Source organism: Naasia aerilata, assembly GCF_030296595.1.
GTDB classification, from domain to species: Bacteria; Actinomycetota; Actinomycetes; order Actinomycetales; family Microbacteriaceae; genus Naasia; species Naasia aerilata.
In genome coordinates this window covers 2,466,158-2,490,054 of the sequence record NZ_AP027731.1, presented here as the reverse complement: position 1 = coordinate 2,490,054, position 23,897 = coordinate 2,466,158, and the positions used below count along the sequence as shown (strand labels likewise).

Genomic DNA, 23,897 nt, shown 5'->3' with positions numbered 1-23,897 from the left:
GAGACGCGGCTGTCAGCGGACGTACCGGTGGGTGCCGTCGAAGACCGGCGTGTAGTCCCAGTGCGTGTCGTTGCGGCGCATCGCCTCCGCCACGATCACGCGGCGCGGGATGCTCGCCGCGCCCCTCGCAGCCAGCGCCTCGGGATCGAAGCGGTCGAGCAGGAGCGCGTGCAGCTCCGCCTCGATCGCCGCGTGCTCCGGGCGGCCGGACAGGTCGGTCCACTCGTTCGGATCCTCCTGCAGGTCGAACAGCTGCCGATCGTGGCCGTGCACGTAGACGTACTTCCACCGCCCGCGCCGGATCATGAAGCAGGGCGCCCACACCTTCTCGAGGTGGTACTCGGAGAACACCGGCTCGTCGGCGCCCTCCCCCGCGATCACCGGCAGCAGGCTGCGGCCGTCCAGATCGGCGCGACGAGCGTCGGGCACGCCCAACAGGTCGAGCACCGTCGGCAGCAGGTCGATGAGGGACACCGGCGTCGCCACGGCCGTTCCCCGGACCGGCCTCCGGGGAAGGTGATGGTCAGGGGCACGCGCGCCGACCACTCGTAGAAGGTGCGCTTCTGCACCATCCCGCGCTCGGTCATCATGTCGCCGTGGTCGCTCGTGAACACGATGGCCGTCCGGTCGAGCTCCCCGGAGGCCTCGAGGGCGGCCAGCAGCTCGCCGACCTTCCGGTCCACGTAGCTGAGGGCGGCGTAGTAGGCGCGGCGGAGGTGGCGGAGCGACTCGGGGTCGCGGAGGTCGTAGCCGGCGGTGTCATGCGCCTCGTTGGCCCAGCGGTCCAGCTCCGACTGGGCGATCCCCTCGGGCCAGGACGACACCGGGATGTCCGCGCCCTCGTAGAGGTCCCAGTACTCCTGCAGCACGTGGAACGGGTCGTGCGGGTGGTGGAACGACACGACCATCCCGAAGGGCTCCGCGGGGCGCAGCCGGCCGCGCTCCCGGAGGTACTGGAGCGCGCGGAACTGGGTCTCCTCGTCGAAGTCCAGGAACTGGGTCCACGTCCGGACGCCCGGGTCGGGATCCGCGTAGTGCCGCGCGTGCCCGCCGGCCGGGAAGCGCCCGTCTTGGTCGACCACGGGCACCCAGTCGACGCCCGCCGGGAACACGTCGGTGGTGAGGCGATGCCGGAACCCGTGCAGCTGATCCGGGCCGACGAAGTGCATCTTCCCGGTGAGCACGGTGTCGTAGCCCTCGTTGGTCAGGTAGTGGCCGAGCGTGGGGACGTCGGACGGCATCACCGAGGCGTTGTCGAAGCAGTCGATCGCGGAGGCGTCCCGTCCGGCGAGGAGCGCCGCCCGGGCGGGCGAGCACAGCGGCACGGGCGTGTACGCGGCATCGAAGCGGACGCCCTCGTCGGCGAGGCGCTGGAGGTTCGGCGTCTGCGCGACCGGATCGCCGTAGGGAGAGGTCAGGAAGGGCACCACCTGGTCGGCCAAGATCACCAGGATGTTGGGCTCGTCCCCCGTCGGCACCGGCGCACCACCTTCGGCTCAGCGGGACCTGGGAACGATCCCTCCCCGTTCTAGCAGGTCAGCTGTCGGGCCGCACCCGGACCGGCGCGCCGTAGAACAGGCGCTCGAACACCGATCGGGATCGGCGGGTGACGCGCAGGTACTCGTCCTCCAGGACGGCTGCCGAGCCCGCCGGGTAGCCGAGGAGCCGGGCAATGCCATCGAGCTGCCGCCGGTCGGCCGGCAGCAGGTCGCTGGTCCTGTTCATCCAGAGCGTCATCGCGGACCGGAGGCGGGAGGAGAGGAGCCACGCGGCACGGAGCCGCTCGGCGTCTTCCCGCTCGAGCAGACCGGCGTCGACCGCAGCGTCGAGCGCGGCGAGCGTCGACGTCGTGCGCAGCCCGGGGTGCCGGGCGGCGTGCTGCAACTGCAGGATCTGCACGAGCCACTCCACATCGCTCAGCGTGCCGCGGCCGAGCTTCAGGTGGCGGGCGGGATCGGCGCCCTGGGGCAGCCGCTCATTCTCGACGCGCGCCTTGATGCGCTTGATCTCGCGGACCTCGGCCTCGGGCACCTCCGCGGGATACCGCACGCTGTCGGCGAGGGCGGAGAAGTCGCGCACCAGGTCGTGGTCGCCCGCGACGCCGCGCGCCCGCAGCAGGGCCTGGGCCTCCCACGTCAGCGACCAGCGCGCGTAGTAGGCCTCGTAGGAGCGGAGGGACCGCACGATGGCGCCGTTCTTGCCCTCCGGCCGGAGCCCCGCGTCGAGCTCGAGCGGCAGGCGGTTGTCGGCGGTGAGACGCACCAGCTCGGCGACGATCTGCTCGGCCTTCCGCTGGGCGAGCTCGGGCGCCATGCCGGCGATCGGCCGGTACACGTAGAGGATGTCGGCGTCGGAACCGAAGCCGAGCTCCGCTCCCCGTACCGGCCCATCGCGATGATCGCGAACTCCGGCCACGGGCCGTCCTCCCGCCGGATGGTCCGCAGGACACCGGACAGGATGGCGGTCGTGACGCTCGAGAGGGCCTGGCCGAGCTCCTCGATCTTCGCCACGTCGAGGATGCCCGCCAGGGCGAGGCGCAGCACCTCGCGCCGGCGGGCGGTGCGCAGGGCGGTGGCGGCCGCGTCCGGCTCCCGGTGCCGCAGCACGGTCGCGCTCGTCTCCTCGCGCAGGGCCTCCCAGCTCCGCGGACGCAGGTCGGCATCGTTCTCCAGCCAGCCCACCGCCTCCGGGTACCGCTCGAGCAGCTCGACGACGAAGCGTGAGCCGGAGAGGGCCTGCATGAGCCGGCCGGCCGCCTCGTGGCTGTCCCGGAGCATGCGCAGGAACCAGTGCGCGTCGCCGAGCGACTCGCTGATCCGGCGGAAGGCGAGGAGCCCGCCGTCGGGATCCGGTCCCTCCGCGAGCCACTGCAGGAGCACGGGCAGCAGGTGGCGCTGAATAGTGGCCCGGCGCGACACGCCCTGGGTGAGCGCGGCGATGTGGCCCAGCGCGCCGCGTGCGTTCGCGAAGCCGATGGCGGACAGCCGCGCCTCCGCCTGCTCGCTCGTGAGCGCCAATGCCGCCCCCGGCATCCGCGCCACGGCGGACAGCAGCGGTCGGTAGAAGAGGCGCTCGTGCAGGCTCCGCACCGCCACCTTGGTGCGCTGCCACCGCGTGAGGAGCTCCTCGGCGTTGCCGCCCAGCCCGGACGAGCGTGCGAGCACCCGGAGCCGGTCCTCGTCGCGCGGCATGAGGTGCGTCCGGCTCAGCCGCTCGAGCTGCAGCCGGTGCTCCAGCAGACGGAGCACGCGGTAGTCCTCGGCGAACTCGCCCGCCTCCGCACGCCCGATGTAGCCGGCGTCAGCGAGGGCGTCGAGAGCCTCGAGCGTGCTCCGGACACGGATGGTCTCGTCGGTGCGGCCGTGCACGAGCTGCAGCAGCTGCACCGTGAACTCGATGTCGCGCAGGCCCCCGGCGCCGAGCTTGATCTGGTACTCGCTCTCCTCCGCCGGGATGTGCTCGGTGACGCGCTCACGCATCCGCTGCACCTGCTCGACGAAGCTGGGCCGCTCGGAGCTGCTCCACACCTTCGGGGCGATCCGCTCGACGTAGCGCTCGCCGAGCTCGCGGTCGCCGGCCATGGCGCGCGCCTTGAGCAGGGCCTGGAACTCCCAGTCGCGAGCCCAGCGGTCGTAGTAGACGAGGTGGGACTCGAGGGTGCGCACCAGGGCGCCGTCCTTGCCCTCGGGACGCAGGTTCGCGTCCACCTCCCACAGGGGCGGCTCGAGGGCGAGCTCGTGGATGCCCCGCATCGTGAGCATCGCCAGCCGGGTGGCGATCGCGACGGCGCGGTCGGTGTCGAGGCCGCTGTCCTCGGCCGGCTCGCCCACGAAGATGACGTCGACGTCGCTCACGTAGTTGAGCTCGCGCGCCCCGGCCTTGCCCATCCCGATGATCGCGAGGCGCGTGTTCGCGATGTCATCGCGGGCCGCTCGGCCCGGGCCGGGGCGGGCGGCGTCGGCGCGGGCGACCGCGAGGGAGGCGTCGAGCGCTCCGGCCGCGAGGTCGGCGAGAACGGCGGTGACGGCCTGGACCGCCTCGACGGCGCGCGGCTGCCCCAGGTCCCACGCGGCGAGCCGGAGCAGCTCGCGGCGGTAGCAGACGCGGAGCGCCACGCGCCCCGGCTCCCCCGCCACCGTCGCGATGCCGTCCTCGCCTGCGCCGACGGCAGCGAGCATCCCCGCGCGGAGGTCGTCCGCGGTGGGCAGCTCGGTGAGCGGGGCCTCGAGCGCCTCCAGAGCCTCGGGCCGTCGCTGCACGAAATCCGCGAGCCCCGAGGAAGCGCCGAGCACCAGCAGGAGGCGCCGCGTGGCGCCCGCGGAGCCGAGCGTCCGCCGCACCCGGTCCGGGTGGGCTCGCGCGAGGCGCAGCAGAGCCTCCAGCGCCTGGTCCGGATCCGCCACCGCCCCGAACAGCGGCATCAGGTCGTCCCCGCCGCCGTCGCCGACCAGGGCGTCCAGCTCGTCGAACTGCGCGCGTACGCTGCCGAGCCGCGCGAAGCCGAGGCGCGCGAGGTCGCTGAGCGAGGTCAGCTCACGGCGCATCGGCGCTGCTTCGGGTCAGAGCATCTCGAGGTTCGACCGCAGCTCGTACGGCGTCACCTGCGCGCGGTAGTCCCGCCACTCGCGCCGCTTGTTGAGCAGCACATAGTTGAAGACCTGCTCGCCGAGCGTCTCGGCGACGAGCTCCGACTCCTCCATGTACTGGATGGCGTGGTCGAGGCTCGCGGGCAGCGGCGCGTAGCCCAGCGCGCGGCGCTCCGGGTCGCTCAGCTCCCACACGTTGTCTTCGGCCTCGGCGGGCAGCTCGTAGCCCTCCTCGATCCCCTTGAGGCCGGCCGCGAGCAGCAGCGACAGCGACAGGTAGGGGTTCGCGGCGGAGTCGATCGCGCGGTACTCCACTCGGGAGGACTGGCCCTTGCCCGGCTTGTACAGCGGGACGCGGACGAGCGCGGAGCGGTTGTTGTGACCCCAGGTCACGAAGCTCGGTGCCTCGCCGAGCTTCGACTCGGTCGTGCCCCAGAGGCGCTTGTAGGAGTTCACGAACTGGTTCGTGACCGCGGTGATCTCCGGCGCGTGGCGCAGCAGGCCCGCGATGAACTGCCGGCCGATCGCCGAGAGCTGGTACTGCGCGCCGGCGTCGAAGAACGCGTTGGTGTCGCCCTCGAAGAGCGACATGTGCATGTGCATGCCGCTGCCCGGCTCGTTCTGGAGCGGCTTCGGCATGAACGTCGCATAGACGCCCTGCTCGATCGCGACCTCCTTGACGACGGTGCGGAACGTCATGATGTTGTCCGCGGTGGTCAGGGCATCCGCATAGCGGAGGTCGATCTCGTTCTGGCCGGGGCCTGCCTCGTGGTGGCTGAACTCGACCGAGATGCCGAGGTCCTCCAGCATCCGGACGCTTCGGCGCCGGAAGTCGTGCGCCGTGCCGCCGGGGACGTTGTCGAAGTAGCCCGCGCGGTCCACCGGATCCGGCCCGTCGGTTCCGTATTGGCTCGACTTGAGCAGGTAGAACTCGATCTCGGGGTGCGTGTAGAACGTGAACCCGCGGTCCGCCGCCTTCGCCAGCGCGCGCTTCAGCACGTTGCGGGGGTCGGCCGCATGCGGCTGCCCGTCGGGCGTCGTGATGTCGCAGAACATGCGGGCCGTCGGGTCGATCTCGCCGCGCCACGGCAGGATCTGGAACGTCGTGGGGTCCGGGTGGGCGAGGACGTCCGCCTCGAACGCGCGGGTGAGGCCCTCGATCGCGGACCCGTCGAAGCCGAGCCCCTCGACGAAGGCCCCTCCACCTCGGCGGGGGCGACGGCCACGGACTTGAGGGTGCCGATGACGTCGGTGAACCAGAGCCGCACGAACTTGACGCCGCGCTCCTCGATGGTCCGGAGGACGAAGTCGCGCTGCTTGTCGGCCACGGCTTCCCTTCGCTGGAGGGGCCGGAAGGCCCTGAACTTCTGCCTCTCAGGCTAGTGGGTGCGCCCTGAGTTCGCTCGGTGCTCAGACCGCGGCGCGGACGCGCGGGACCACGAGGTTGGCGCCCGCGACGACGAGCACGATGACCCCGGCGGCGAGGGCGAGGCCGGCGTAGCCGATCAGCGCGAGCACCGGCCCGGCTGCCGCGCCGCCGAGCGCGCCGCTCAGGTTCATGACGAGGTCGGTACGGCCCTGCGCGCGGGTGCGGGCGGCGCCCGTCGTGAGGTCGGTGATGAGCGCGGAACCGGAGACGGTGGTCGCGCTCCAGCCCAGGCCGATGAGGATGAGCCCCACCGTGACACCCGCGGTGCTGTGCCCGGCCGATGCGGTGATCACGACCGCGACGGCGAGGATCCCCTGGCCGAGCAGGACGGTCCGGATGCGCCCCATGCGGTCGCTCAGCCAGCCGAACAGCGGCGAGAGGGCGAACATCCCGGCGACATGGAGGCTGATGGTCAGGCCGATGATCGTGAGCGTCGCCCCGCCGTGCGTGAGGTGGACGGGCGTCATCGACATCACCGCCACCATGACGGCGTGGCTGCCCGCCACGGACGAGATGGCGAGGATCAGGAGCGACCGCGCGGAGACCCGGCCGGGTGCCGCGGGCGCCACGGGCGCGGCGGGCAGCGACCGGCTGACCAGGTAGGGGTCCGGGCGCAGCCCCAGGAGGAAGAGCGCGGCGGCGGCAACCTGGGCAACCACCGCGATGACGAAGGACCCCGTGAGGGGCGGCATCGAGAACGCCTCGGCGATGCCCTGCCCGGGACCGAACAGGTTCGGGCCAACCACCGCCCCGATCGTCGTCGACCAGACGACGAGCGAGAGGTCGCGGCCACGATGCGCGGGGCTCGCCAGGTCCGTGGCGGCGAAGCGCGTCTGCAGGTTGACGGCGGCGCCCACGCCGAGCAGCGCGAAGCCGAGCAGCAGGAGTGGGAAGAGGCCGAGGCCGGTGCTGACGACGACGAGGATCGCCCCGGCCGTGGAGGTCAGGATGCCGGACGCCAGGGCGGGGCGTCGGCCCCGGCGGCGGGCGAGCGCGGCGAGCGGAACCGCTGCGGCCGCGGCGCCCAAGGTGCTCAGAGTCGCGGCGGCCCCGGCCCAGGCCTCCGAACCGGCCACCTCGGTCGCGAGGACCGAGCCGATGGAGGAGGTGGCGCCGAAGCCGAGCCCGCCGAGGATCTGCCCCGCGATGAGCACCCGGACGGTGCGGCGCTGGATGCGCGAGAGCTCGAGGGCGGCGGGAGCCGCCGCCTCAGTCGGCGGCGTAGTCATGCGCCCATGCGGACTCGACGTCCACGGCGAACACCACGCGGGGGTGCGGTCGGCGTACGGCGCGCCCGTGTACTTCTCGGCCATCCGGTCGATGATCGCCCAGGCGCGGTCGCCCTCGATGCGCTCGGCCACCCGCCCGCGCACGGTCGCCATCGCGAACGGGTGGTCGGCCTGCGCCACCGAGACGGCGACCCGGGGGTCGGCCGCGAGGTTGCGGTCCTTCCGGGAGCCGGGAACGGTCAGGAAGACGAGCCGGTCGCCCTCGACGTCGACCCAGAGCGGGACGACGTGCGGGCTCCCGTCGGGCAGCAGGGTGGCGAGGTGGGCGTAGTTCGCGGCGCTGAAGTAGGGCCGCACGTCGTCGGGCAGTCCGGTCATCCGCGTGATCCCATGTGGACAACGTACACATGCTGACGGAGCCGCTCCAGAGGCCTTCGGCTCCTAGTGCACGTTCCGGCTCAAAGTGGCCGCTGCAGCGCGCACTCGGGGCCGGAACGTGCCCTTCTGCGGCGGTTCTAGGATGAGGGCATGACTGAGCCGGTGAAGCGGGTCCGCAAGCGCCACTTCCAGTCGGCGCGCGAGAACGGCGTGCCGATCGTCGGCCTCACCAGCTACGACGCCCTGTCCGCGGCGATCTTCGACGAGGCCGGCATCGACTTCCTGCTGGTCGGCGACTCCGCTGGCCAGGTCGTGCTCGGCTACGACAGCACCGTGCCGGTCACCGTCGAGGAGCTCATCCCCCTCACGCGCGCCGTCGCGAACGCGGCCCGTCGCGCGTTCGTCATCGCGGACATGCCGTTCGGCTCCTACGAGCTCGGCCCGGACCAGGCCCTGCAGACCGCGTTCCGCTTCATGAAGGAGACGGGCGCCCAGGCGGTCAAGCTCGAGGGCGGCGTCCGCAGCGCCGAGCAGATCCGCCGCATCGTGTCCGCCGGCATCCCGGTCATGGCCCACATCGGCTTCACGCCGCAGAGCGAGCACCAGATCGGCGGACACGTGGTGCAGGGACGCGGCGAGAACGCGGATGCGGTTCTCGCCGATGCGAAGGCCGTCGAGGACGCGGGCGCCTTCGCCGTCGTCCTCGAGATGATGCCGAGCGACGTGGCCAAGCGCGTCACCGAGTCGGTCAGCATCCCGACGATCAGCGTCGGCGCCGGCCCGCACACCAACGGCCAGCTCATGGTCTGGACCGACTTCGCGGGGCTCCAGGGCGGCCGGTACGCCCGGTTCGTGAAGAAGTACGCCGACCTGCGCACCCTGCTCGGCGACGCGGTGCGCACGTTCCGAGCCGACGTCGAGTCGGGCGCCTATCCGGCGCCCGAGCACGAGTACGAGTAGCGCCTCGAGGGTCAGCCGCGCCAGTCGAACAGCGCCGTGAGCCGCGACGTGGTGCCGTCGGCCAGCGCCGCGTAGACGCGCGCCGCTTCGGTCGGCGGGAAGCGGTCGGCGAGGCCGGCAACGCTGATGCTCCCGTCGGCGAGCCAGCGCAGCGCCTGGTCGACGTTGCGCCGCATGCTCGGTCCGCCGAAGGGCGGCGGGTCGAGCGGCACCTGCCACTCCCAGCCGCTGCGGAGCGTCACGTAGCGGTGGAACACCTCGGTGAGCAGGTCGTGAGCCGAGGCCTCAGACCTGCGGGACCAGGGGGCGCCGACCAGCACGACCTCTCCCCGGACCGCACGGCGCGCACGGCCGCGAGAGCCGCACCGTCGTGCCCCGAGCACTCCAGCACCAGATCGAAGCCGTGCGTCGTGCCGTACTGCGCGCGCGGGCCCGGCTCCGGCGGCCCCTCCAGCACGGTCACCGAGGCGGGTGCCTGCGTGCGGCGGTCCTCCCGCGGATCCCACGCGGTGACCCGGGCGCCGGAGTGCGCCGCGATGGCCGCGGCCAAGTGGCCGATCGGGCCGAGGCCGCTGACGCCGACCTCAGCGCCTACGAGTCCCTCCGCGGTGCTCAGCGCGGCGAGGGGCACGGCCATCAGGCGTGCGAAGACCGCGGTGAAGGGATCCAGTCCGTCCGGCAGCCGCCAGACGGCGCTCGCGGCTTCCCGCTGGCGGCTCCGGTGGCTGCCCTGGCTGAAGACGAGGTCGCCGACCGCGATGCCCTCGACCTGACTGCCCAGCGCGTCGACTCGGAAGACGGCGGCGTAGCCGGGGATCCACGGGTACGGGGCGTGGGGGCCGACCGGGCGGTAGGCGCCGGCCAGCTCTGTCCCGGGGCTGATCAGGGTGCACACGGTGGCGCCGGCCACCTCGTCGGCGCCGAGCGCCGGGTCCTGCTCGACGCGCACACGGCCGCCGCGCGCGGACGGCACCGCGTCCGCATCCACGAGCTCGACCTCGCCGGGCGCCGCGACGGCGATGCCGACGACCCTCCCGCCCTCGGGCGGCCAGCCGGTCACCGGCTCAGTGCTTGCCCCAGTCGTTGTCGGCGGCCTCCTCGGCCGCCCAGCGCTGCGAGTTCTCCCGCAGCTTCTCGGGAGCCCGCTTCGCCTCCTCCTCGGTGGCGAAGGGACCGACCCGGTCGATGGCGTTCGAGAGCATCCCGCGCTCCGTCTGTCCCGTGCGCGAGTTGTACCACCACTGCGGCTCGTCCTCGGCCATGCCAACCTCCGGGCTCGATGGGCGGCCTCCGTCGGCCACCGTCTGCGGGAATCCTACGCCCGCCGTTCCGGGGAGAACCCGGGCCCGGGGGCCGTCCGCGCGGCTGGAGAGGCGGCGGGACCGCCGGTAGGTTGGAGCCATGACCACTGCGATCGGCATCGACATCGGCGGAACCGGCATCAAGGGCGCCATCGTGGACGTCGACTCGGGTGAGCTCCTGTCCGACCGGATCAAGAAGGCGACGCCGAAGGGCGGGAAGCCGGACGAGATCGTCGACGTCGTCGTCTCCCTCATCCCGGAGCTCGGCTCGGTCCCCGCGGAGACGCCCGTCGGCGTGTGCTTCCCGGCCGTCGTGCAGCACGGCACGACCATGTCGGCTGCGAACGTGTCGAAGAAGTGGATCGGCCTCGAGGCGGAAAAGCTGTTCGAGAAGGCGATCGGCCGCGACATCACGTTCGTCAACGACGCGGATGCCGCGGGCTACGCCGAGAGCGAGTTCGGTGCGGCCAAAGGCCAGCGCGGGCTCGTGCTGCTGACCACCCTCGGCACCGGGATCGGCAGCGCGATCATCTACAACGGCGTTCTGGTGCCGAACGCGGAGCTCGGCCACATCGCGCTCGACGGTCACGAGGACTACGAGAAGGTGGCCGCCTACGCGGCCATGGAGCGCGAGAAGCTCAGCTGGAAGGCGTGGGGCGCGCGCCTGCAGAAGTACTACGCCCACCTGGAGATGCTGTTCTCCCCGACCTGTTCGTGGTCGGCGGCGGCGTCTCGAAGCACTGGGACGACTTCGCGAAGTACCTGGACCTCAAGACGAAGATCGTGCCGGCCGCCTTCCGCAACAACGCGGGCATCCTGGGCGCGGCCGCTCTCGCCGCCCACGCGATCGGCACGCGCGAGTCGCGCGGCGCGGCGGACCTGGTCGAGAAGGCCACCATCTAGCGCTCGAGATGCCACTTTCCGCCCCTAAAGCGCGCGAATAGGGGCGGAAAGTGGCAACTCGGGGGTCTTGGTGACCCGCTACCACGTGATCGGGCGGCGGCGGCGACGGTAGCGCAGCACCGCGACACCTTCGCCCGGCGTCTCGGCGACGATGCGCGTCTGGTCGTGCTCGAACCAGGGATACAGGTCGTCGTCGACCGCACCGACCTGGAACGCGTCGACGGCGAGGAGCAGCACTCCGCCGCCCGCGAGCACCCGATGAAACTCGGCCGGCCGATGCGCGCCGAACGCACACAGCACGACCCCGGCAACACCATCCCGTACAGGCAGCGCCCGCACCGGATCGACGAGCACCCCTTCCGCGCCGGCCCGGCCCATCGCCCGCACCAGCCTCCCGGGCGACGAGCTCACAACCAGCACGTCGGCATCCGAGCGCGCACTGCGCACCGCCTCCGCCACGTGTCCGAGGTCCGCCCCCACATCGACGACCCGCACCGCCGCGCCGGCCGGCAGCATGGCGACGACCGCCTCCGCCACCCCGGCGTACGCGCCACTACCCCAGAGGGCATCCACCTCATCGAGCAGCGAGGCCGCTTCGCTCCGCACGAGCGCCGACCGCCCGACGACGAGCGCCACATACCCCCGCTTCCCCACCTCGAACGCGTGCCCACTCGAGCACCGCAGCGCCCCGCCGCCGGCGACGCCCTCGAGCTCCCGCCCGCACACAGGACAGACGAACCACCCACCCCTACTCATCGCCTGCCTCCTCGAAACCAGCACGGGCGCCAAGCAACACCTACTCATCCCTCCCTGCACGGCGCACAAGCACCACACCGCACATCGAGCAACGACTCCCCCGTCCCGCCCCCAGCCAACGGCCGCGATGCGAAGCGAGCCACCGGGCAGGAGCGCGGGATGGGGGCATCGTCGAAGCGAGTTTTGCGCGCCCTGCTTGGCGCGCAACTGTCTGAGAGGCGACGATGCCCCCATCCCGCGCGCACACCCCTGAGACGCCGCACCGAGAAGCAGTGGAATGGGCCGGCTGCTACGCCGGGTTCTGTCCGGGTGCTCGCGCACCGTGGACGGCCATCTATCTCGGACGCACGTTGCCGTACGCCTCCAGCGGTCTACCCGGGAACTCAGCGAGCCGCCTCGACGTTCCCTGCTTGACCTTGCTCCGGACGAGGTTTACCCAGCAGGCCTGATCACCCAGGCCTCTGGTGGTCTCTTACACCACCGTTTCACCCTTACCCCGACGCTCGCGCGTCGTGGCGGTCTGCTCTCTGTTGCACTTGCTCTCGGGTTGCCCCGGGTGGGTGTTACCCACCGCCCTGCTCTGTGGAGCCCGGACGTTCCTCGGCATCCTTGCGGATGACGCGACCGTCTTGCCGACCCATTCCGGCGTCGAGTCTACCGACCGAGCGCCCAGCACGTGCCCGGGTCAGAGCCCCGACTCCTCCGTGCGGACGAGGATGCAGCCGCTCTCGGGGTCGAGGACGACCTCGTCGGGCGGCGCGGCGCGCACGGCGGCGAGGTCGGAGGCGGTGAGGGCCACGTTGCTTCCGCCGGACACGCCGCGGCGGAGGAGGGCGGCGCCGATGCCGTAGCGCGCGCGGATCTTCTCGTAGAGCGCGAGGAGGTCGGGCGGAACGCTGGCGGCGAGCGTCTCACGCCGCGTGGTGAGCTCCGCGGCCTCGGCGTCGAGCCGGGCCAGCGCGGCATCCCGCTCCGCCTCGAGGCCATCGCGCCTCTCGGCGAGCTCGTCGCGCTCGCCTTCGAGCCCGGAGATGACCTGCTCCTGGTCCTCGAGCTTCTGCATGACGGCGAGCTGCATGTCCTCGAGGTCGCTCTGGCGGCGGGCCAGGGACGCGAGCTCGTGTTCGAGGCCCTGGGCGTCCTTGGCCGACGCGGTGCTGGCGAGGCGAGCCGAGTCGCGGGCGACGCGCGCCTGGACGACCGACACATCGGATTCGACGCGGCGCAGCTCGGTGCCGAGGTCTTCGATGGTGCCCTGCTCGATGGCCATGCGGCGCCGCAGAGCGTCGGCGGCGGTCGTGATGCGGGCCAGCTCGGCGAGCTGGGGCAGCGTCCGCCGGGTGTGCTGGATCTGCTGCGTGCGGCTGTCGATCGTCTGGAGTTCGAGGAGCTTGACCTGCTCCTCCGGGGCTGCGCGGACCGTCACTCCTCCAGCGTAGCGACCGGGGCCGTCCGGTCCTCCTGCCGCCGGAGCTCCCTCCGGCCGAGGAGCAGCGGCGTGAGGAGCCCGAGGAGGAGGGCGAGGGGCACCCCGAGGTCGGCCTGGGCCAGCTGGCTGTCCTGCCCGACGCCGAACAGCCGCCACAGGTAGCCGGCGATCCCGGCGTAGCCGCCCCCGCCGATCAGGCCGACGCCGATCGCCGAGATGACGACGAGCGCGGCGACGGGAACCCACCGGACGTCGGGGTACCGCCCGCCGCGGATGAGGAGGGCCGTCGAGTCGAACGGCTTGGTGCGGAGGAAGAACTCGGCCGCGAGCATCCCCGTCCAGGCCACGACGGGGACGGCGAGCACGGGCACGAGGCCGCTCAGCAGTCCGGGCAGCGGCGCGTCGGCGAGCAGCAGTGCGATGCCGGCACCGACGGCGACGACCGCGGCGGCGATCGTGCGGGCGACGCGGTTGATGCGGAGCCCGACCGCGCCGAGCGTGAGCCCGGTCGAGTAGAGGACCGTGGCGAGGGCCGCGACGAGGCCCAGCACGACCGCGAGGAGCAGTGGAAGGGGGTACCAGGACGGCAGCCGGTCGAGGAGGGCCGCGACCGGGTCCGCGGCAAGCGCGTCGGCCTCCACGCTGCCTGAGGACGAGGCGAGCAGCACACCCCACGCCGTCAGCACGAGGGCCGGCAGTGCCGCACCGAGGGCGGCCCAGCCGGCGGTGCCGGTGCCTGACGAGCCGGGGTTCTGGTACCGCGCCAGCTCGCCGCCCGCCGAGGCCCACGCGACGGCGAGGAGGCTCAGCACCGCGACGGCCGCACCGGCGACGCGCAGCGGGGCGCCGTCCGGAGCGGCGAGCACGCTCGTGAAGTCGAGCAGGGGTGCGGTGAGGACGATCAGCAGCAGGACGAGCAGCACCGACAGCGCGCCGAGGACGAGGTGCACCCGGGCGAGCAGCCCGTGTCCGAACACCGCGACGAGCGTGGCGATCACGGGCAGGACGATCCCGGCGACAACGCCGGCCGTTCCCGCCGGCACGACGGCATCCCAGCCGGCCGCCGCCACCACCGAGCGGACCGTGGCGGCCGCGAGCCAGGCGAGCACGGCCGCCCAGAAGAGCCGCACCAGGACCAGGACCAGGGTGGGCAGCAGGTTGCCGCGGAGGCCGAACGCCGCCCGGGACACGACGGCGACCGGCTGTCCCGTGCGCTTGGCGGCGAGCACGCCGACGGCGAGCGTCAGGCACGCGACCACCGTGCCCACGACGGCGGCGACCAGGGCCTGACGGAAGCTGATGCCGAAGGCGACGAGGGTCGCGCCGAGCGCGAGCGTCAGAGCGGACGAGTTCGGGGCCAGCCAGAGCCAGAACTGCGAGACCGGACGGCGCAGCCGCTGGTCCTCGTCCGTGGGGCGGAGATCCGCCGCCTCGATGCCGAACGGCTGGGGCGCCGCCTGCTCCGCCGTCGGCACCGTGATCACGCCGGGCCGCACGCTCGTGCTCGAGATGGGCGAAACCTGCCCGGTGTCCGGCCCGGCGCCGACGATGCCGACCTCGCCGGTCGTACCGACCTCGAGGAGGAGCTCCTGCGGGGCCACGATGTCGTCCACGTCGTCGTCGAGGTCGCGATCGAGGGTCGAGGTGGTGACGATGGGCAGCGACCCGGTGTTCAGGGCGCCGGTGTCGGTGGTGATCCCATCGACCGCTAGCGGCTCCACCTCGCCCGTGGCCATCGCCGCGGGCGGGAGCTCCTCGTCACTCAGGGTGCGCCGGGGGAGGCGAGCGCCGTGGCGCCGGTCGCCGGGACGGGACCGGCGTGCGCCTGCACAGCCGGCACGCCGGCGGGCGCCTCCTCGGCAGGCGGGGACCACTCGGGCGGGACCTCGCCCTCGTCGTCGTCCTCGTCCATCAGCTCCGCGTGCACGACGTCGTCGCCCGCGTCGTGCGCGACCGGCAGCGACGGGACGTCGCCGAGCGGAAGCGCAGCGGGAACCGGCGCGGCGACACCGGCGCCCGGTGCCGCGACGGGGAAGAGCGGAGGCGGGTCGCCCGGGCCGGTTTGGACGGGCGGCGGGGCGCTCGGGAGGCCGAAGCCCACCGCCTCGCGCTCCGGAGCCACCGGGTCCGGTGCCGGCGCCCGTGACGGAGCCGACGGCGCGATGGGCGGCAGTTCGGGCGGCGGGGCGTCGGCGATGCGGCGGAGCGACTGCTCCCACTCCGCGAACGTCTGCGGATCGAGGCGGACCTGCGCGAGCTGCGGCTGGAGGCGCTCGAGCTCCTCCAGCGGATCCGGCGCGGCACCCCGCGGCACCGGCGTCCGCGCGGGCTCCGGCGGGGGCGCTGCGGTGAGCTCCGCGGGCGGAGCGACGTGCACCGGGAGGGATGGCGGATCGAAATGCGGGACCGGCGAGGAGAAGCGCAGGTCGCGGCGGGAGACGGGCGGTTCGGCGGAGCGCGCGCTCTCCTGGGGTGGGATGCGCGGCGGCTCGGGCGGCGCGGAAGGAGCGGAGGTCGCCGGTGCGGGGGCGACCGCTGCCGGCTGGACGGGCGCCGGGTCCTTCTGCACCGGGATCGGCTCCGTGCGCAGGGGAACGCGAGCGCCGCCTCCGGTGTGTCGCCCCGCGGGCGCCGACCCGGAGTTCGGCCTATCGGGGCCGGTCGCGCCGGGGCCCGGGGACACCGCCGCGTGGCTGCCGGTGTCGGCCTGCGCGAAGGTCGGCCACTGCGGTCGGCGCATGGAGCCGGTGTCGGTGGGCACCGTCGTCGGGACGTACGAGGACGGCTGCGGCAGCGGCGGCCGATGCACCGAGGGCAGGCGCTCCCCCGCATCCCCGAAGCTGCGGGACGCGGGAGCTGCGCCGCTCGGCGACTCGGGGACGCTCGCGCCGGTCCCGTTGCTCGAGGGCGCCGCGGGCCGTTGCACCGGTGCGGCCGCCGGCCGGGAGACGGAGGGCACGAGAGGAACGGCGGCAGGCGCCGCGGGCACTGCGGCAGGGGTGGCGGCGGCAGGCGCCGCGGCGGGCGCGGCGGCAGCACCGGCGGGAGTGGGCGTGGCCGCCGGGGGCGTCACGCGGGCGGCGCCCGCCCGATACTGCGCGGCCCGCTGCGGGGTGATGACCGGGATGGATCCGGAGGGCGCGAACCGCTCCAGCTGGGCCTGCAGCGCCGCGGCCAGCTCGTCGTCGTCGTGGATCACGGAGTCGCCGGAGACCGCGTCGGCTTCGGGCGCCGCCGCGGGGTCCTTCCGGGCCTCGGACATGCTCGAATATTACTGAGGGTCAGGTTGAACGTCGTGGACCGCGCCGCAGAGCGAGGACGGCGATTCCGGCGAGGATCGCCGCCAGGCCGAGCCAGCCGAGCGCGGGGAGCCGCTCCCCCACCACGACGACGGCGAGGAGAGTCGCGACGAGGGGCTCCAGCAGGGTGACGGTCGTCGCGGTGCTGGCCCCGACGGTCCGCAACCCGCGACCGAACAGCAGGTAGGCGACGAACATCGGCCCGATCGCGAGATAGGCCGCGATCGCCACGCTTCCGGGCCGGCTCAGCAGCGGCGCCCCGAGAAGGAACAGGAGAACGAGCAGCGGGACGGCGCCCATCCCGAACATCCCTCCCATGACTGCTCGTGACGGATGGCCGCCCCGCAGCGCGCGCTCCGAGGCGTAGGTGTAGAGCGCGTAGCTCGCCCCCGCGACGAGGCCGAGGAGGATCCCCTCAAACGGATGCTCGGAGCCGCCCGGAGGGCCTCCGGCCGCGCCGAGCAGGGCGACGCCGCCGACCGCGAGCCCGGTCGCGACCAGCCACCGCCTCCCCAGCCTGCGGCGCTCGACGAGGAGCTCGAGCAGCGCGGCGAACACGGGCGCCGAGCCGAGGCTCACGACGTTGCCGACCGCCACCCCTGCCGCATCCATCGCCGCATAGAAGGCCAGCGGGTAGGCGACGACGCCGAGCGCCCCGAGCAGCAGCCAGCCCCGCGCCGCCCGATCCCGCAGCACCGCCACCGCATGCCGTCCGGCGACGGCGAAGAGGAGGGCGCCGCCGACTCCCATGGTCGCGGCGCCGACCGCGAGCGGCGAGACTGCCGCGGGCAGGAAGCTCGCCGCCGTCCCCGTCGTGCCCCAGAGCAGGGCGGCGAGGACGATCGCGAGCACGCGTTCATCCTGCCCGAGCGGCGAGCCCCTCCTGCACGCGCCGCTGGAGCTCCAGGGCGTCCCAGGGCGCGAAGCCCTTCACATCGTTGTCGAAGTAGACGAACACGTCCCGCGGAAGGCCGTCGGAGCATCCCGTGCCGTCGAGCCAGCCGAGGACCTCCTCCGCCCAGACCCGCAGCTCCTCGGCCGAGTAGCCGCTGACGTACAGCTCGCTCCCGCCGTGCAGGCGCACGTACACGAAGTCGCTCGTGTCCACGCGGCGGAGCATCGGCCACTTCTCCGCGCCGTCGGACACCACGAGCGACACCCGATGCCGGCGGAGGATCTCCTCGCACTCCGCGGAGTCGAAGCTCGCGTGCCGCACCTCGAGCGCGTGCCGGATGGGCAGTACCTCCGGAACGGCGAGCTCCGGCTCGCTCTTGAGCTTGTCGTCGTGACCGCGGCCCACCTCCGCGGCCGCCGCGGTCGTCCTGGGCAGTTGCGCGCAGAAGGCGTCGAGGACCTCGGCGTCGAACTGCTGCCGCTCCGGGAGCTGCCACAGCACCGGGCCGAGCCGCCGGCCCAGGGCGAGGAGACCGGAGGCGAAGAAGTTGCCGAGGGCCCGATCCGCGTTCTGCAGGCGCAGCATGTGGGTGATGTACCGGCCGCCCTTCACCGCGAACTGGAAGTCCTCGGGAGTCTGCTCCGCCCAGTTCTTGAAGCTCGTGGGCCGCTGCAGCGAGTAGAACGAGCCGTTGATCTCGACCGAGTTCATGCGCTCCGCCGCATACGACAGCTCCAGGCGCTGCGCGAGGCCCTTCGGATAGAAGTCGCCGCGCCAGCCCTTGTAGCGCCACCCCGAGATCCCGATGAAGGGGCGCCCCACGCTCATACGCCGAGGCTACCCGGCGCCCTACCGCCGGGGGCGGCGCGGACGTACCGTTGAGGCGTGTTCCGGAACCGGCAGCACGCGGGCAGGGAATTGGCGGAGGCGGTGCGCGCCCTCGGTCTCCGCGGACCGGTCGTGCTCGGGCTCCCCCGCGGCGGTGTGCCGGTGGCGGCCGAGGTGGCACGGGTGCTCGGTGCGCCCCTCGACGTCCTCCTCGTCCGCAAGCTCGGCGCGCCGCTCAATCCCGAGTTCGCGATGGGAGCCATCGGCGAGGGCGGCGTGCGCGTGCTGCACCGCGACATCGTCCGACGCCTCGGGGTGAGTCCCCAGCAGCTCGACTCGATCGAGGCCGCCGAGAGGATGGAGCTGGCCCGGCGTGCCGACCGCTACCGCCGCGGCCGTCCGCACGTGGTCCTCGAGGGACGGACGGCCGTCCTGGTGGACGACGGCATCGCGACCGGGGCGACGGCGGAGGCCGCCTGCGAGGTCGCGGAGCGCTTCGGGGCGGCCGAGATCGTGCTGGCCACGCCCGTCGCTCCCCGGACTGGATGGAGGAGCTCGGCGAGCACGTCGACGAGTTCCTCGCCTTGGAGACGCCGGAGACGTTCTCCGCGGTCGGGCGGCTGTACGAGGACTTCGCGCCGACCAGCGATGCCGAGGTGATCGCCGCGCTCGACGCGGTGCGCTGAACGACGACACACCAACTGGGGGCAGACTGCTGCTCCTCCTTCCTGGGAACGATTCCATACACTGGAAGCGGAGGTTCCCAACGATGTCGGACGCCACACTCGGTCTCGTTCCACAGCCCCGGTCCCTCGAGCGCCGGAAGGGATCCTTCCTGCTCTCCGCGGGATCGCAGGTCACCCATAGCCTCGACGAGAGCCTGCCGCGCGAGGGCTACGTGCTCGAGATCTCCGCGTCCGGCGTCGCGATCACCGGCGGCAGCGAGGCCGGCGTCTTCTACGGCACGCGGACCCTCCTGCAGCTCCTGCCGCCCGAGCGGCTCAGCTCCCCGACCTCGACGGCGCCCTCGCCGCGGGCCCCGTCCGGGTTCCCCGCCTGCGCATCGAGGACGCGCCCGCGTACCCGTGGCGGGGTTTCATGCTCGACGTCGCCCGTCACTTCTTCCCGGTCGAGTTCGTGCTGCGCATGATCGACCAGCTCGCGGCCCACAAGCTCAACGTGCTGCACCTGCACCTGACCGACGACCAGGGCTGGCGCATCCCGATCCCCGGCTATCCGCGGCTCACGGAGGTCGGCGCCTGGCGTCCCGAGACGATCGTCGGCTTCGACCACGAGGAGGACGAGTACGAGCGCGACGGGGAGCCGCACGGCGGCGCCTATACGCGCGCCGAGCTCGAGGACATCGTCGCCTACGCCGCCGCCCGGCACATCGACGTGCTTCCCGAGGTCGACTTCCCGGGCCACGCGAGCGCCGCCATCGCGGCCTACCCGAAGCTCGGCAACGGCGGCCGGAGCGAGGTCCGCACGCGGTGGGGCATCAGCACGCACATCCTCAACCTCGAGGAGGCGACGCTGCGCTTCGTCCAGGCCGTCTTCGACGAGGTCACGAGCATCTTCCCGTCGGCGTACGTGCACGGCGGTGGCGACGAGGTGCCCAAGCGCGAGTGGCGCGAGTCGGCGAAGGTGCAGCGGAAGCGCGTCGAGCTCGGCATCGACAACGAGGAGGAGCTGCAGGGGTGGTTCACCGCGCAGGTCGACCGGATGCTGCGCGAGAAGCAGCGCCGGCTCGTCGCCTGGGACGAGGTGGTGACCGGTGGCGCGCCCCGCGACACGGTGGTGATGGCCTGGCGCAGCACCGGCTACGGCGTCGACGCCGCCCTCCGCGGCTACGACGTCATCATGTCGCCCAGCGAGTACCTCTACCTCGACCACCGTCAGTCGACGAACCCGGACGAGCCCGTCACCTTCCCCGCGTCGCCGCTGCCTCTCGCCCGCGTCTTCGAGTTCGAGCCGGTTCCCGAGGGGCTCCGCGAGGCCTACGGCAGACCGGGATGCGGCCGCGTCCTAGGCGGTCAGGTGCACCTCTGGTCGGAGTACGTGCCGACGGTCGCCCACGCCGAGTACATGACCTTCCCGCGGCTCTGCGCCTTCGCCGAGGCCGTGTGGCGCCAGCCGCTCGCACCGGGCGGCACGCGCAGCTTCCCGGAGTTCCACCGCCGCCTCTCGCACCACGCGACCCGGCTGCAGGCGGCGGGCATCCGCTATCGCCGCTTCGACACCAGCTCCGCGTTCCTCGAGCTCGAGCAGGTGCCGCCGGAGCGCCGCCTGGCGCTCGCCGGTCCGAGCTGAGCCGACGGCCGGACCGATCGCCAGGCCGACCGCTCCGATCCGCTTCGTCTACGGGCGCGGGTCGCCCGGCAGAGTCACCGGCTCCTCCGAGAAGCGTGCCGCTCGGGGTCCAGCTCGTCGCCGGTCGGGTGCGTGAGGATCTCGTAGAGCTCGGGACGGCGGCCCCGGATCCACCGGCGTCCGGTCGACAGCGGCAGCAGGTCGAGGTCGAGGTCCGCCACCACACGGTCGTCCCGGGCGGCCCAGGTCTCCGCGACGATGCGCCCGTAGGGGTCCAGGATCATCGAGTTGCCGGTGCGCACCTCGTCGTCGTCGCGGCCGACGCCGTTCGCGAAGAGGACGAAGAGCCCGTTGTCGTGCGCCCGCGCCGGCAGCCAGCGCAGCAGCCACTCGCGTCCGTTCTGGCCGCGGAACGCCTCCTCGATCGAGAGCGGATCGGTGAGCCGGCGCTCCCACAGCTCCATCGGGATCGGCTTCATGCCGTGCGGGCTGCGCGAGTTCGTCCCGCCCGTCTGATGCGGCGCGAGCAGGACGGTCGCGCCGAGCAGGGCCGTCGCCCGGACGTTCTCGACCAGGTTGTTGTCCCAGCAGATGAGGACGCCCATGCGGACGCCCCACGGGGTGTCGAAGACCGTGAAGCCGGAGCCGCTCGAGATCGCCTCGTGCTCGAAGGCGTGCAGCTTCCGGTGCACGTGCACGGCGCCGTCGGGCAGGCACACCGCGTAGGAGTTGTAGAGCCGCCCCTCCGCGTCCTCCTCGAGGAATCCCACGCCGATGCCGATGCCGAGCTCTCTCGCGAGCCGCCCCACCGCCGAGACGTGGGGACCGTCCGCCGGCTCGGCCAGCTCGTGCAGCCGCTCAGCGGTCTGGCGGCGCAGGTGCCAGTAGCCGAGGAGGCACATCTCGGGGAAGGCAACGAGCGCGACCCCCTCCGCGGCCGCGGCCTCGGCATGCGTGCGCACGATGTCGAGGTTCCGGTCCGGCTCGTCCGGCACCGGCTCGAACTGGACGACGGCGACGCGCAGGGAGGCGGGCGAGGACACCGGAGCGTCTCCTTCGTTCGGCACTGATCGACGGCACTGATCGGATGGCACAACCAGCCTAGATCGCGATGCGGCGGGCATCCTCCGTGCGCGTCCGGACGATCCGCGGTCTCAGCAACCCCTGTTTCCCACCTGGCGTGCGGGCCTACCGTGAGCACGTCCAGCAGTCCCGAGGAGGAGCCATGGAAGCGGAGACAGCACTCCGGCGTGCTAAGCGGCCGAAGACGATCTTGGCCGGCCCGTACGGCCACCCGTTCCACGCGATGGCGATCACGATCCCGATCGGCTCGTGGGTCGCCGCACTCATCTTCGACCTCGTCGCCATCTTCGGCGACCAGCAGGAGGCGTTCACCCGCGGGGCGGCCTGGCTCGTCGGCATCGGGTTCGTCGGCGGCGTGCTCGCCGCGATCCTCGGCTTCTTCGACTACGGCACGCTCACGCGCGGGACCAAGGTGCACCGCACGGCGATGATCCACATGATCATCAACCTGGCGGTCCTCGTGCTCATGGGCGGCAGCTTCCTCGTGCGGCTGGCGGCCGGCTTCGACGAGCTGAGCGTCGGCGGCTTCGTGCTCAGCCTCATCGGACTCCTCCTGCTCGGCGTCTCCGGCTTCCTCGGGGGCGAGCTGGCGTACCGGCACGGCGTCCGCGTGGCCGACGAGGACACGCAGCGGAAGGCGTACCAGTAGCCGCGCGGCGTGCCCCCGGTCGCGTCGTCGTGATCGTCGGGGCCTCGAGCGGGATCGGCCGGGCCGCCGCCCACCGATTCGCCCGGCAGGGGTGCGGCTCGTGCTCGCCGCACGGAGCACCGCGAGCCTCGAGACCGTCGCCGAGGAGTGCCGGGCGAAGGGCGCGCAGGCGCTCGTCGTCCCGACGGATGTCAGCGTCGACGAGCAGGTCGTCGCGCTGCGAGATGCCGCGGTCGAGCGCTACGGCCGCATCGACGTGTGGGTGGGCGCCGCGTCCGTCTTCAGCTACGGGGCGTTCGAGGACACCCCCGCCGAGGTCTTCCGCCACCAGATCGAGGCGAACCTCATGGGCCAGGTGTCGAGCGCCCGGGCCGTCCTTCCGGTCTTCCGGTCCCAGGGCTCCGGCGTTCTCGTGTTCGTGGCGTCCATCTACTCGCGCGTCACCTCGCCCTACGCCTCCGGCTACGTCACGAGCAAGTTCGGCCTCCTGGGCTTCGCCGAGTCGCTCGGCCAGGAGCTCAAGGGCAGCGGAATCTCCGTCTGCTCGGTCCTCCCCGCCACGATCGACACCCCCATCTACCAGCACGCCGCCAACTTCACCGGCCAGCGCATCCACCCCATCCCGCCGATCGTCGGACCGGATCGGGTCGCGCGCGCCATCGTTCGCGTCTCCTCCTCCCCTCGCCGCTCGGTGGTCGTGGGGCGCACGCAGGCGTCCCTGATCGCGCTGCACGAGCTGCTGCCCGCCGTCTACCACCGCACGGTCCGCCCCGCGATGCACCTCGTCGCCATGCGGAAGGGCGAGGTGGAGCCGAACCCCGGCAACGTCTTCGAGCCGGGCACGGCGACGAACGCCGTCACGGGCGGATGGCGGTGGCCGGCTGCGGTGCGGCTTGCCCCGTTCGCGGTGCTCGCCGCGGTTGCGGGTGCAGCGCTGCGTCGGCGGCGGTGACGCCGGGCGAGGTGGGGGCGGGGCGGTCGGGCCGAGCGCGGCCTGCGGCGCCGAGCGCGCCCTGCGGCGCCGAGCGCGCCGTGCAGCGCCGAGCGCGGGGCGTAGCGACGAGCGCGGGGTGTGAGACGCACCGCGCTCGTCGTGTCGCACCGCGCTCGGTGGGAGGGGCCGCGCGGCGGGGATGCGCCCCGCTGCCGCCGAGGGAGCGCCACTGCGCGAGCGACTCGCGGGCGTGGTGCTGGTCCGGCTTAAGACGGGAAGCGAGTGCGGCTCGAGCTCGCTGCGTCGCGCCGGCCGCATAGAGGCGCTTCGCCGAGCGCGGGGCTTGACGACAAGCGGGCGCTTTCCCCGCGCCGAGCGCGGGGCATAGCGACGAGCGCGGCCCGTCTACGCACCGCGCTCGTCGTCACGGGGCGCGCTCGCCGAGCGCGGTCTGTACCCGCACCGCGCTCGGTGGGATGCACGCGGCCGTCGCCGGCACGGGCCTCCGCGAGCGGATCGGAGGGGTGGTGCTGCTCGGGCTGGAGACGGCGGGCGAGAGTGGCTCACTCCGCTGCGTCGTGCCGGCCGCGATGGGTGACTTCGCCGAGCGCGGGGCCTAGCGACAACTGCGCGCATCCTTCGCGCCGAGCGCGGGGCGTAGCGACGAGCGCGGCCCGTCTACGCACCGCGCTCGTCGTCACAGGGCGCGCTCGGCGAGCGCGGTCTGTACCCGCACCGCGCGCGGCGAGATGCGCCCCGCCGTAGCGGCATGGGCCTCCGCGAGCGGATCGGAGGGGTGGTGCTGCTCGGGCTTGAGAGGGAGGCGAGAGTGGCGCAATCCCCCTGCGTCGTGCCGGCCGCGAGGAGCGCTGTCGCCGAGCGCGGGGCTCAAGGACAAGCGCGCGCATCCCTCGCGCCGAGCGCGGGG

20 protein-coding genes, 1 other RNA gene and 4 pseudogenes are annotated in these 23,897 nt (G+C 73.1%); 8 read left to right on the top strand and 17 right to left on the bottom strand.

Annotated features, from left to right (window positions below; all coding sequences use genetic code 11):
• Positions 1 to 12 precede the first annotated feature (12 nt).
• The 5 genes and pseudogenes from QUE51_RS13025 to QUE51_RS13005 form a co-directional block, all read right to left on the bottom strand.
• A complete protein-coding gene (locus tag QUE51_RS13025) occupies positions 13 to 474 on the bottom strand; it encodes a sulfatase/phosphatase domain-containing protein (protein ID WP_350226660.1) in 462 nt (153 codons plus the stop codon).
• A complete protein-coding gene (locus tag QUE51_RS13020; protein WP_286276792.1) occupies positions 378 to 1,478 on the bottom strand; it encodes a sulfatase-like hydrolase/transferase in 1,101 nt (366 codons plus the stop codon). The genes QUE51_RS13025 and QUE51_RS13020 overlap by 97 nt, the downstream gene beginning before the upstream one ends.
• Positions 1,479 to 1,536: 58 nt before the next feature.
• Positions 1,537 to 4,544 (bottom strand): annotated as a pseudogene (locus QUE51_RS13015) (bifunctional [glutamine synthetase] adenylyltransferase/[glutamine synthetase]-adenylyl-L-tyrosine phosphorylase).
• A 15-nt stretch (positions 4,545 to 4,559) separates the two neighbouring features.
• Positions 4,560 to 5,914, bottom strand: a pseudogene (locus QUE51_RS13010) (glutamine synthetase family protein).
• An 82-nt stretch (positions 5,915 to 5,996) separates the two neighbouring features.
• Positions 5,997 to 7,622, bottom strand: coding sequence for an MFS transporter (locus QUE51_RS13005; RefSeq protein WP_286276791.1), 1,626 nt, complete (start codon positions 7,620 to 7,622; stop codon positions 5,997 to 5,999).
• A 150-nt stretch (positions 7,623 to 7,772) separates the two neighbouring features.
• On the opposite strand from QUE51_RS13005, the gene panB reads away from it, so the two are divergent.
• On the top strand, positions 7,773 to 8,582 hold the full coding sequence (gene panB, locus QUE51_RS13000) for a 3-methyl-2-oxobutanoate hydroxymethyltransferase (protein ID WP_286276790.1): 810 nt from the start codon (positions 7,773 to 7,775) through the stop codon (positions 8,580 to 8,582).
• Positions 8,583 to 8,593: 11 nt separating this feature from the next.
• Here the strand turns inward: panB and QUE51_RS12995 are convergent, their stop codons facing one another.
• Genes QUE51_RS12995 through QUE51_RS12985 form a run of 3 tightly spaced genes read right to left on the bottom strand, consistent with a single transcriptional unit; the run spans position 8,594 to position 9,844 of the window.
• Positions 8,594 to 8,824: a hypothetical protein gene (locus tag QUE51_RS12995; RefSeq protein ID WP_286276789.1), complete on the bottom strand. Its 231-nt coding sequence runs from the start codon at positions 8,822 to 8,824 to the stop codon at positions 8,594 to 8,596.
• Positions 8,821 to 9,642 (bottom strand): MDR/zinc-dependent alcohol dehydrogenase-like family protein, encoded by an 822-nt coding sequence (locus QUE51_RS12990; protein WP_286276788.1) that lies wholly within the window; start codon positions 9,640 to 9,642, stop codon positions 8,821 to 8,823. The genes QUE51_RS12995 and QUE51_RS12990 overlap by 4 nt, the downstream gene beginning before the upstream one ends.
• Positions 9,643 to 9,646: 4 nt before the next feature.
• Entirely contained in the window at positions 9,647 to 9,844 is a 198-nt protein-coding gene (locus QUE51_RS12985; RefSeq protein ID WP_286276787.1) for an SPOR domain-containing protein, read from the bottom strand.
• A gap of 139 nt (positions 9,845 to 9,983) precedes the next feature.
• Between QUE51_RS12985 and ppgK the strand changes: the two are divergent.
• Positions 9,984 to 10,786, top strand: a pseudogene (ppgK, locus tag QUE51_RS12980) (polyphosphate--glucose phosphotransferase).
• A gap of 78 nt (positions 10,787 to 10,864) precedes the next feature.
• Here ppgK and QUE51_RS12975 read toward each other — a convergent pair.
• The 8 genes and pseudogenes from QUE51_RS12975 to QUE51_RS12945 all read right to left on the bottom strand — a co-directional run bounded on the left by QUE51_RS12975 (position 10,865) and on the right by QUE51_RS12945 (position 17,993).
• On the bottom strand, positions 10,865 to 11,422 hold the full coding sequence (locus QUE51_RS12975; RefSeq protein WP_286276786.1) for a hypothetical protein: 558 nt from the start codon (positions 11,420 to 11,422) through the stop codon (positions 10,865 to 10,867).
• A gap of 3 nt (positions 11,423 to 11,425) precedes the next feature.
• Positions 11,426 to 11,542, bottom strand: a pseudogene (locus QUE51_RS18220) (hypothetical protein); the annotation flags it as partial.
• 274 nt (positions 11,543 to 11,816) lie between these two features.
• Positions 11,817 to 12,182: RNase P RNA component class A (gene rnpB, locus QUE51_RS12970), an RNA gene on the bottom strand.
• A 45-nt stretch (positions 12,183 to 12,227) separates the two neighbouring features.
• Positions 12,228 to 12,968, bottom strand: coding sequence for a zinc ribbon domain-containing protein (locus tag QUE51_RS12965; RefSeq protein ID WP_286276785.1), 741 nt, complete (start codon positions 12,966 to 12,968; stop codon positions 12,228 to 12,230).
• Positions 12,965 to 14,707 (bottom strand): cytosine permease, encoded by a 1,743-nt coding sequence (locus QUE51_RS12960; protein WP_286276784.1) that lies wholly within the window; start codon positions 14,705 to 14,707, stop codon positions 12,965 to 12,967. The genes QUE51_RS12965 and QUE51_RS12960 overlap by 4 nt, the downstream gene beginning before the upstream one ends.
• A gap of 26 nt (positions 14,708 to 14,733) precedes the next feature.
• Positions 14,734 to 16,233, bottom strand: a complete 1,500-nt coding sequence (locus QUE51_RS12955) for a hypothetical protein (RefSeq protein ID WP_286276783.1) — start codon at positions 16,231 to 16,233, stop codon at positions 14,734 to 14,736.
• Positions 16,234 to 16,252: 19 nt separating this feature from the next.
• Positions 16,253 to 17,122, bottom strand: a complete 870-nt coding sequence (locus tag QUE51_RS12950) for a DMT family transporter (protein WP_286276782.1) — start codon at positions 17,120 to 17,122, stop codon at positions 16,253 to 16,255.
• A gap of 4 nt (positions 17,123 to 17,126) precedes the next feature.
• Positions 17,127 to 17,993 (bottom strand): DUF72 domain-containing protein, encoded by an 867-nt coding sequence (locus tag QUE51_RS12945; RefSeq protein ID WP_286276781.1) that lies wholly within the window; start codon positions 17,991 to 17,993, stop codon positions 17,127 to 17,129.
• 57 nt (positions 17,994 to 18,050) lie between these two features.
• Between QUE51_RS12945 and QUE51_RS12940 the strand changes: the two genes are divergently transcribed.
• The 3 genes from QUE51_RS12940 (at position 18,051) to QUE51_RS12930 (ending at position 20,303) form a co-directional block, all read left to right on the top strand.
• Positions 18,051 to 18,653: a phosphoribosyltransferase gene (locus QUE51_RS12940; protein WP_286276780.1), complete on the top strand. Its 603-nt coding sequence runs from the start codon at positions 18,051 to 18,053 to the stop codon at positions 18,651 to 18,653.
• A gap of 109 nt (positions 18,654 to 18,762) precedes the next feature.
• Positions 18,763 to 19,143 (top strand): glycoside hydrolase family 20 zincin-like fold domain-containing protein, encoded by a 381-nt coding sequence (locus QUE51_RS12935; RefSeq protein WP_286276779.1) that lies wholly within the window; start codon positions 18,763 to 18,765, stop codon positions 19,141 to 19,143.
• Complete coding sequence (locus QUE51_RS12930; protein ID WP_286276778.1) at positions 19,092 to 20,303, top strand: beta-N-acetylhexosaminidase; 1,212 nt, start codon at positions 19,092 to 19,094, stop codon at positions 20,301 to 20,303. Before QUE51_RS12935 ends, QUE51_RS12930 begins: the two co-directional genes overlap by 52 nt.
• A gap of 74 nt (positions 20,304 to 20,377) precedes the next feature.
• Here the strand turns inward: QUE51_RS12930 and QUE51_RS12925 are convergent, their stop codons facing one another.
• Complete coding sequence (locus QUE51_RS12925) at positions 20,378 to 21,346, bottom strand: nitrilase-related carbon-nitrogen hydrolase (protein WP_286276777.1); 969 nt, start codon at positions 21,344 to 21,346, stop codon at positions 20,378 to 20,380.
• Between the two features lie 182 nt (positions 21,347 to 21,528).
• On the opposite strand from QUE51_RS12925, the gene QUE51_RS12920 reads away from it, so the two are divergent.
• The 3 genes from QUE51_RS12920 to QUE51_RS12910 all read left to right on the top strand — a co-directional run bounded on the left by QUE51_RS12920 (position 21,529) and on the right by QUE51_RS12910 (position 23,589).
• A complete protein-coding gene (locus QUE51_RS12920; RefSeq protein ID WP_286276776.1) occupies positions 21,529 to 22,035 on the top strand; it encodes a DUF2231 domain-containing protein in 507 nt (168 codons plus the stop codon).
• Positions 22,036 to 22,126: 91 nt separating this feature from the next.
• Positions 22,127 to 22,987 carry an SDR family NAD(P)-dependent oxidoreductase gene (locus QUE51_RS12915; protein WP_286276775.1) on the top strand — a complete coding sequence of 287 codons (861 nt, stop codon included), beginning with the start codon at positions 22,127 to 22,129 and terminating at the stop codon, positions 22,985 to 22,987.
• 458 nt (positions 22,988 to 23,445) lie between these two features.
• Entirely contained in the window at positions 23,446 to 23,589 is a 144-nt protein-coding gene (locus QUE51_RS12910) for a hypothetical protein (protein WP_286276773.1), read from the top strand.
• Positions 23,590 to 23,897: the final 308 nt, after the last annotated feature.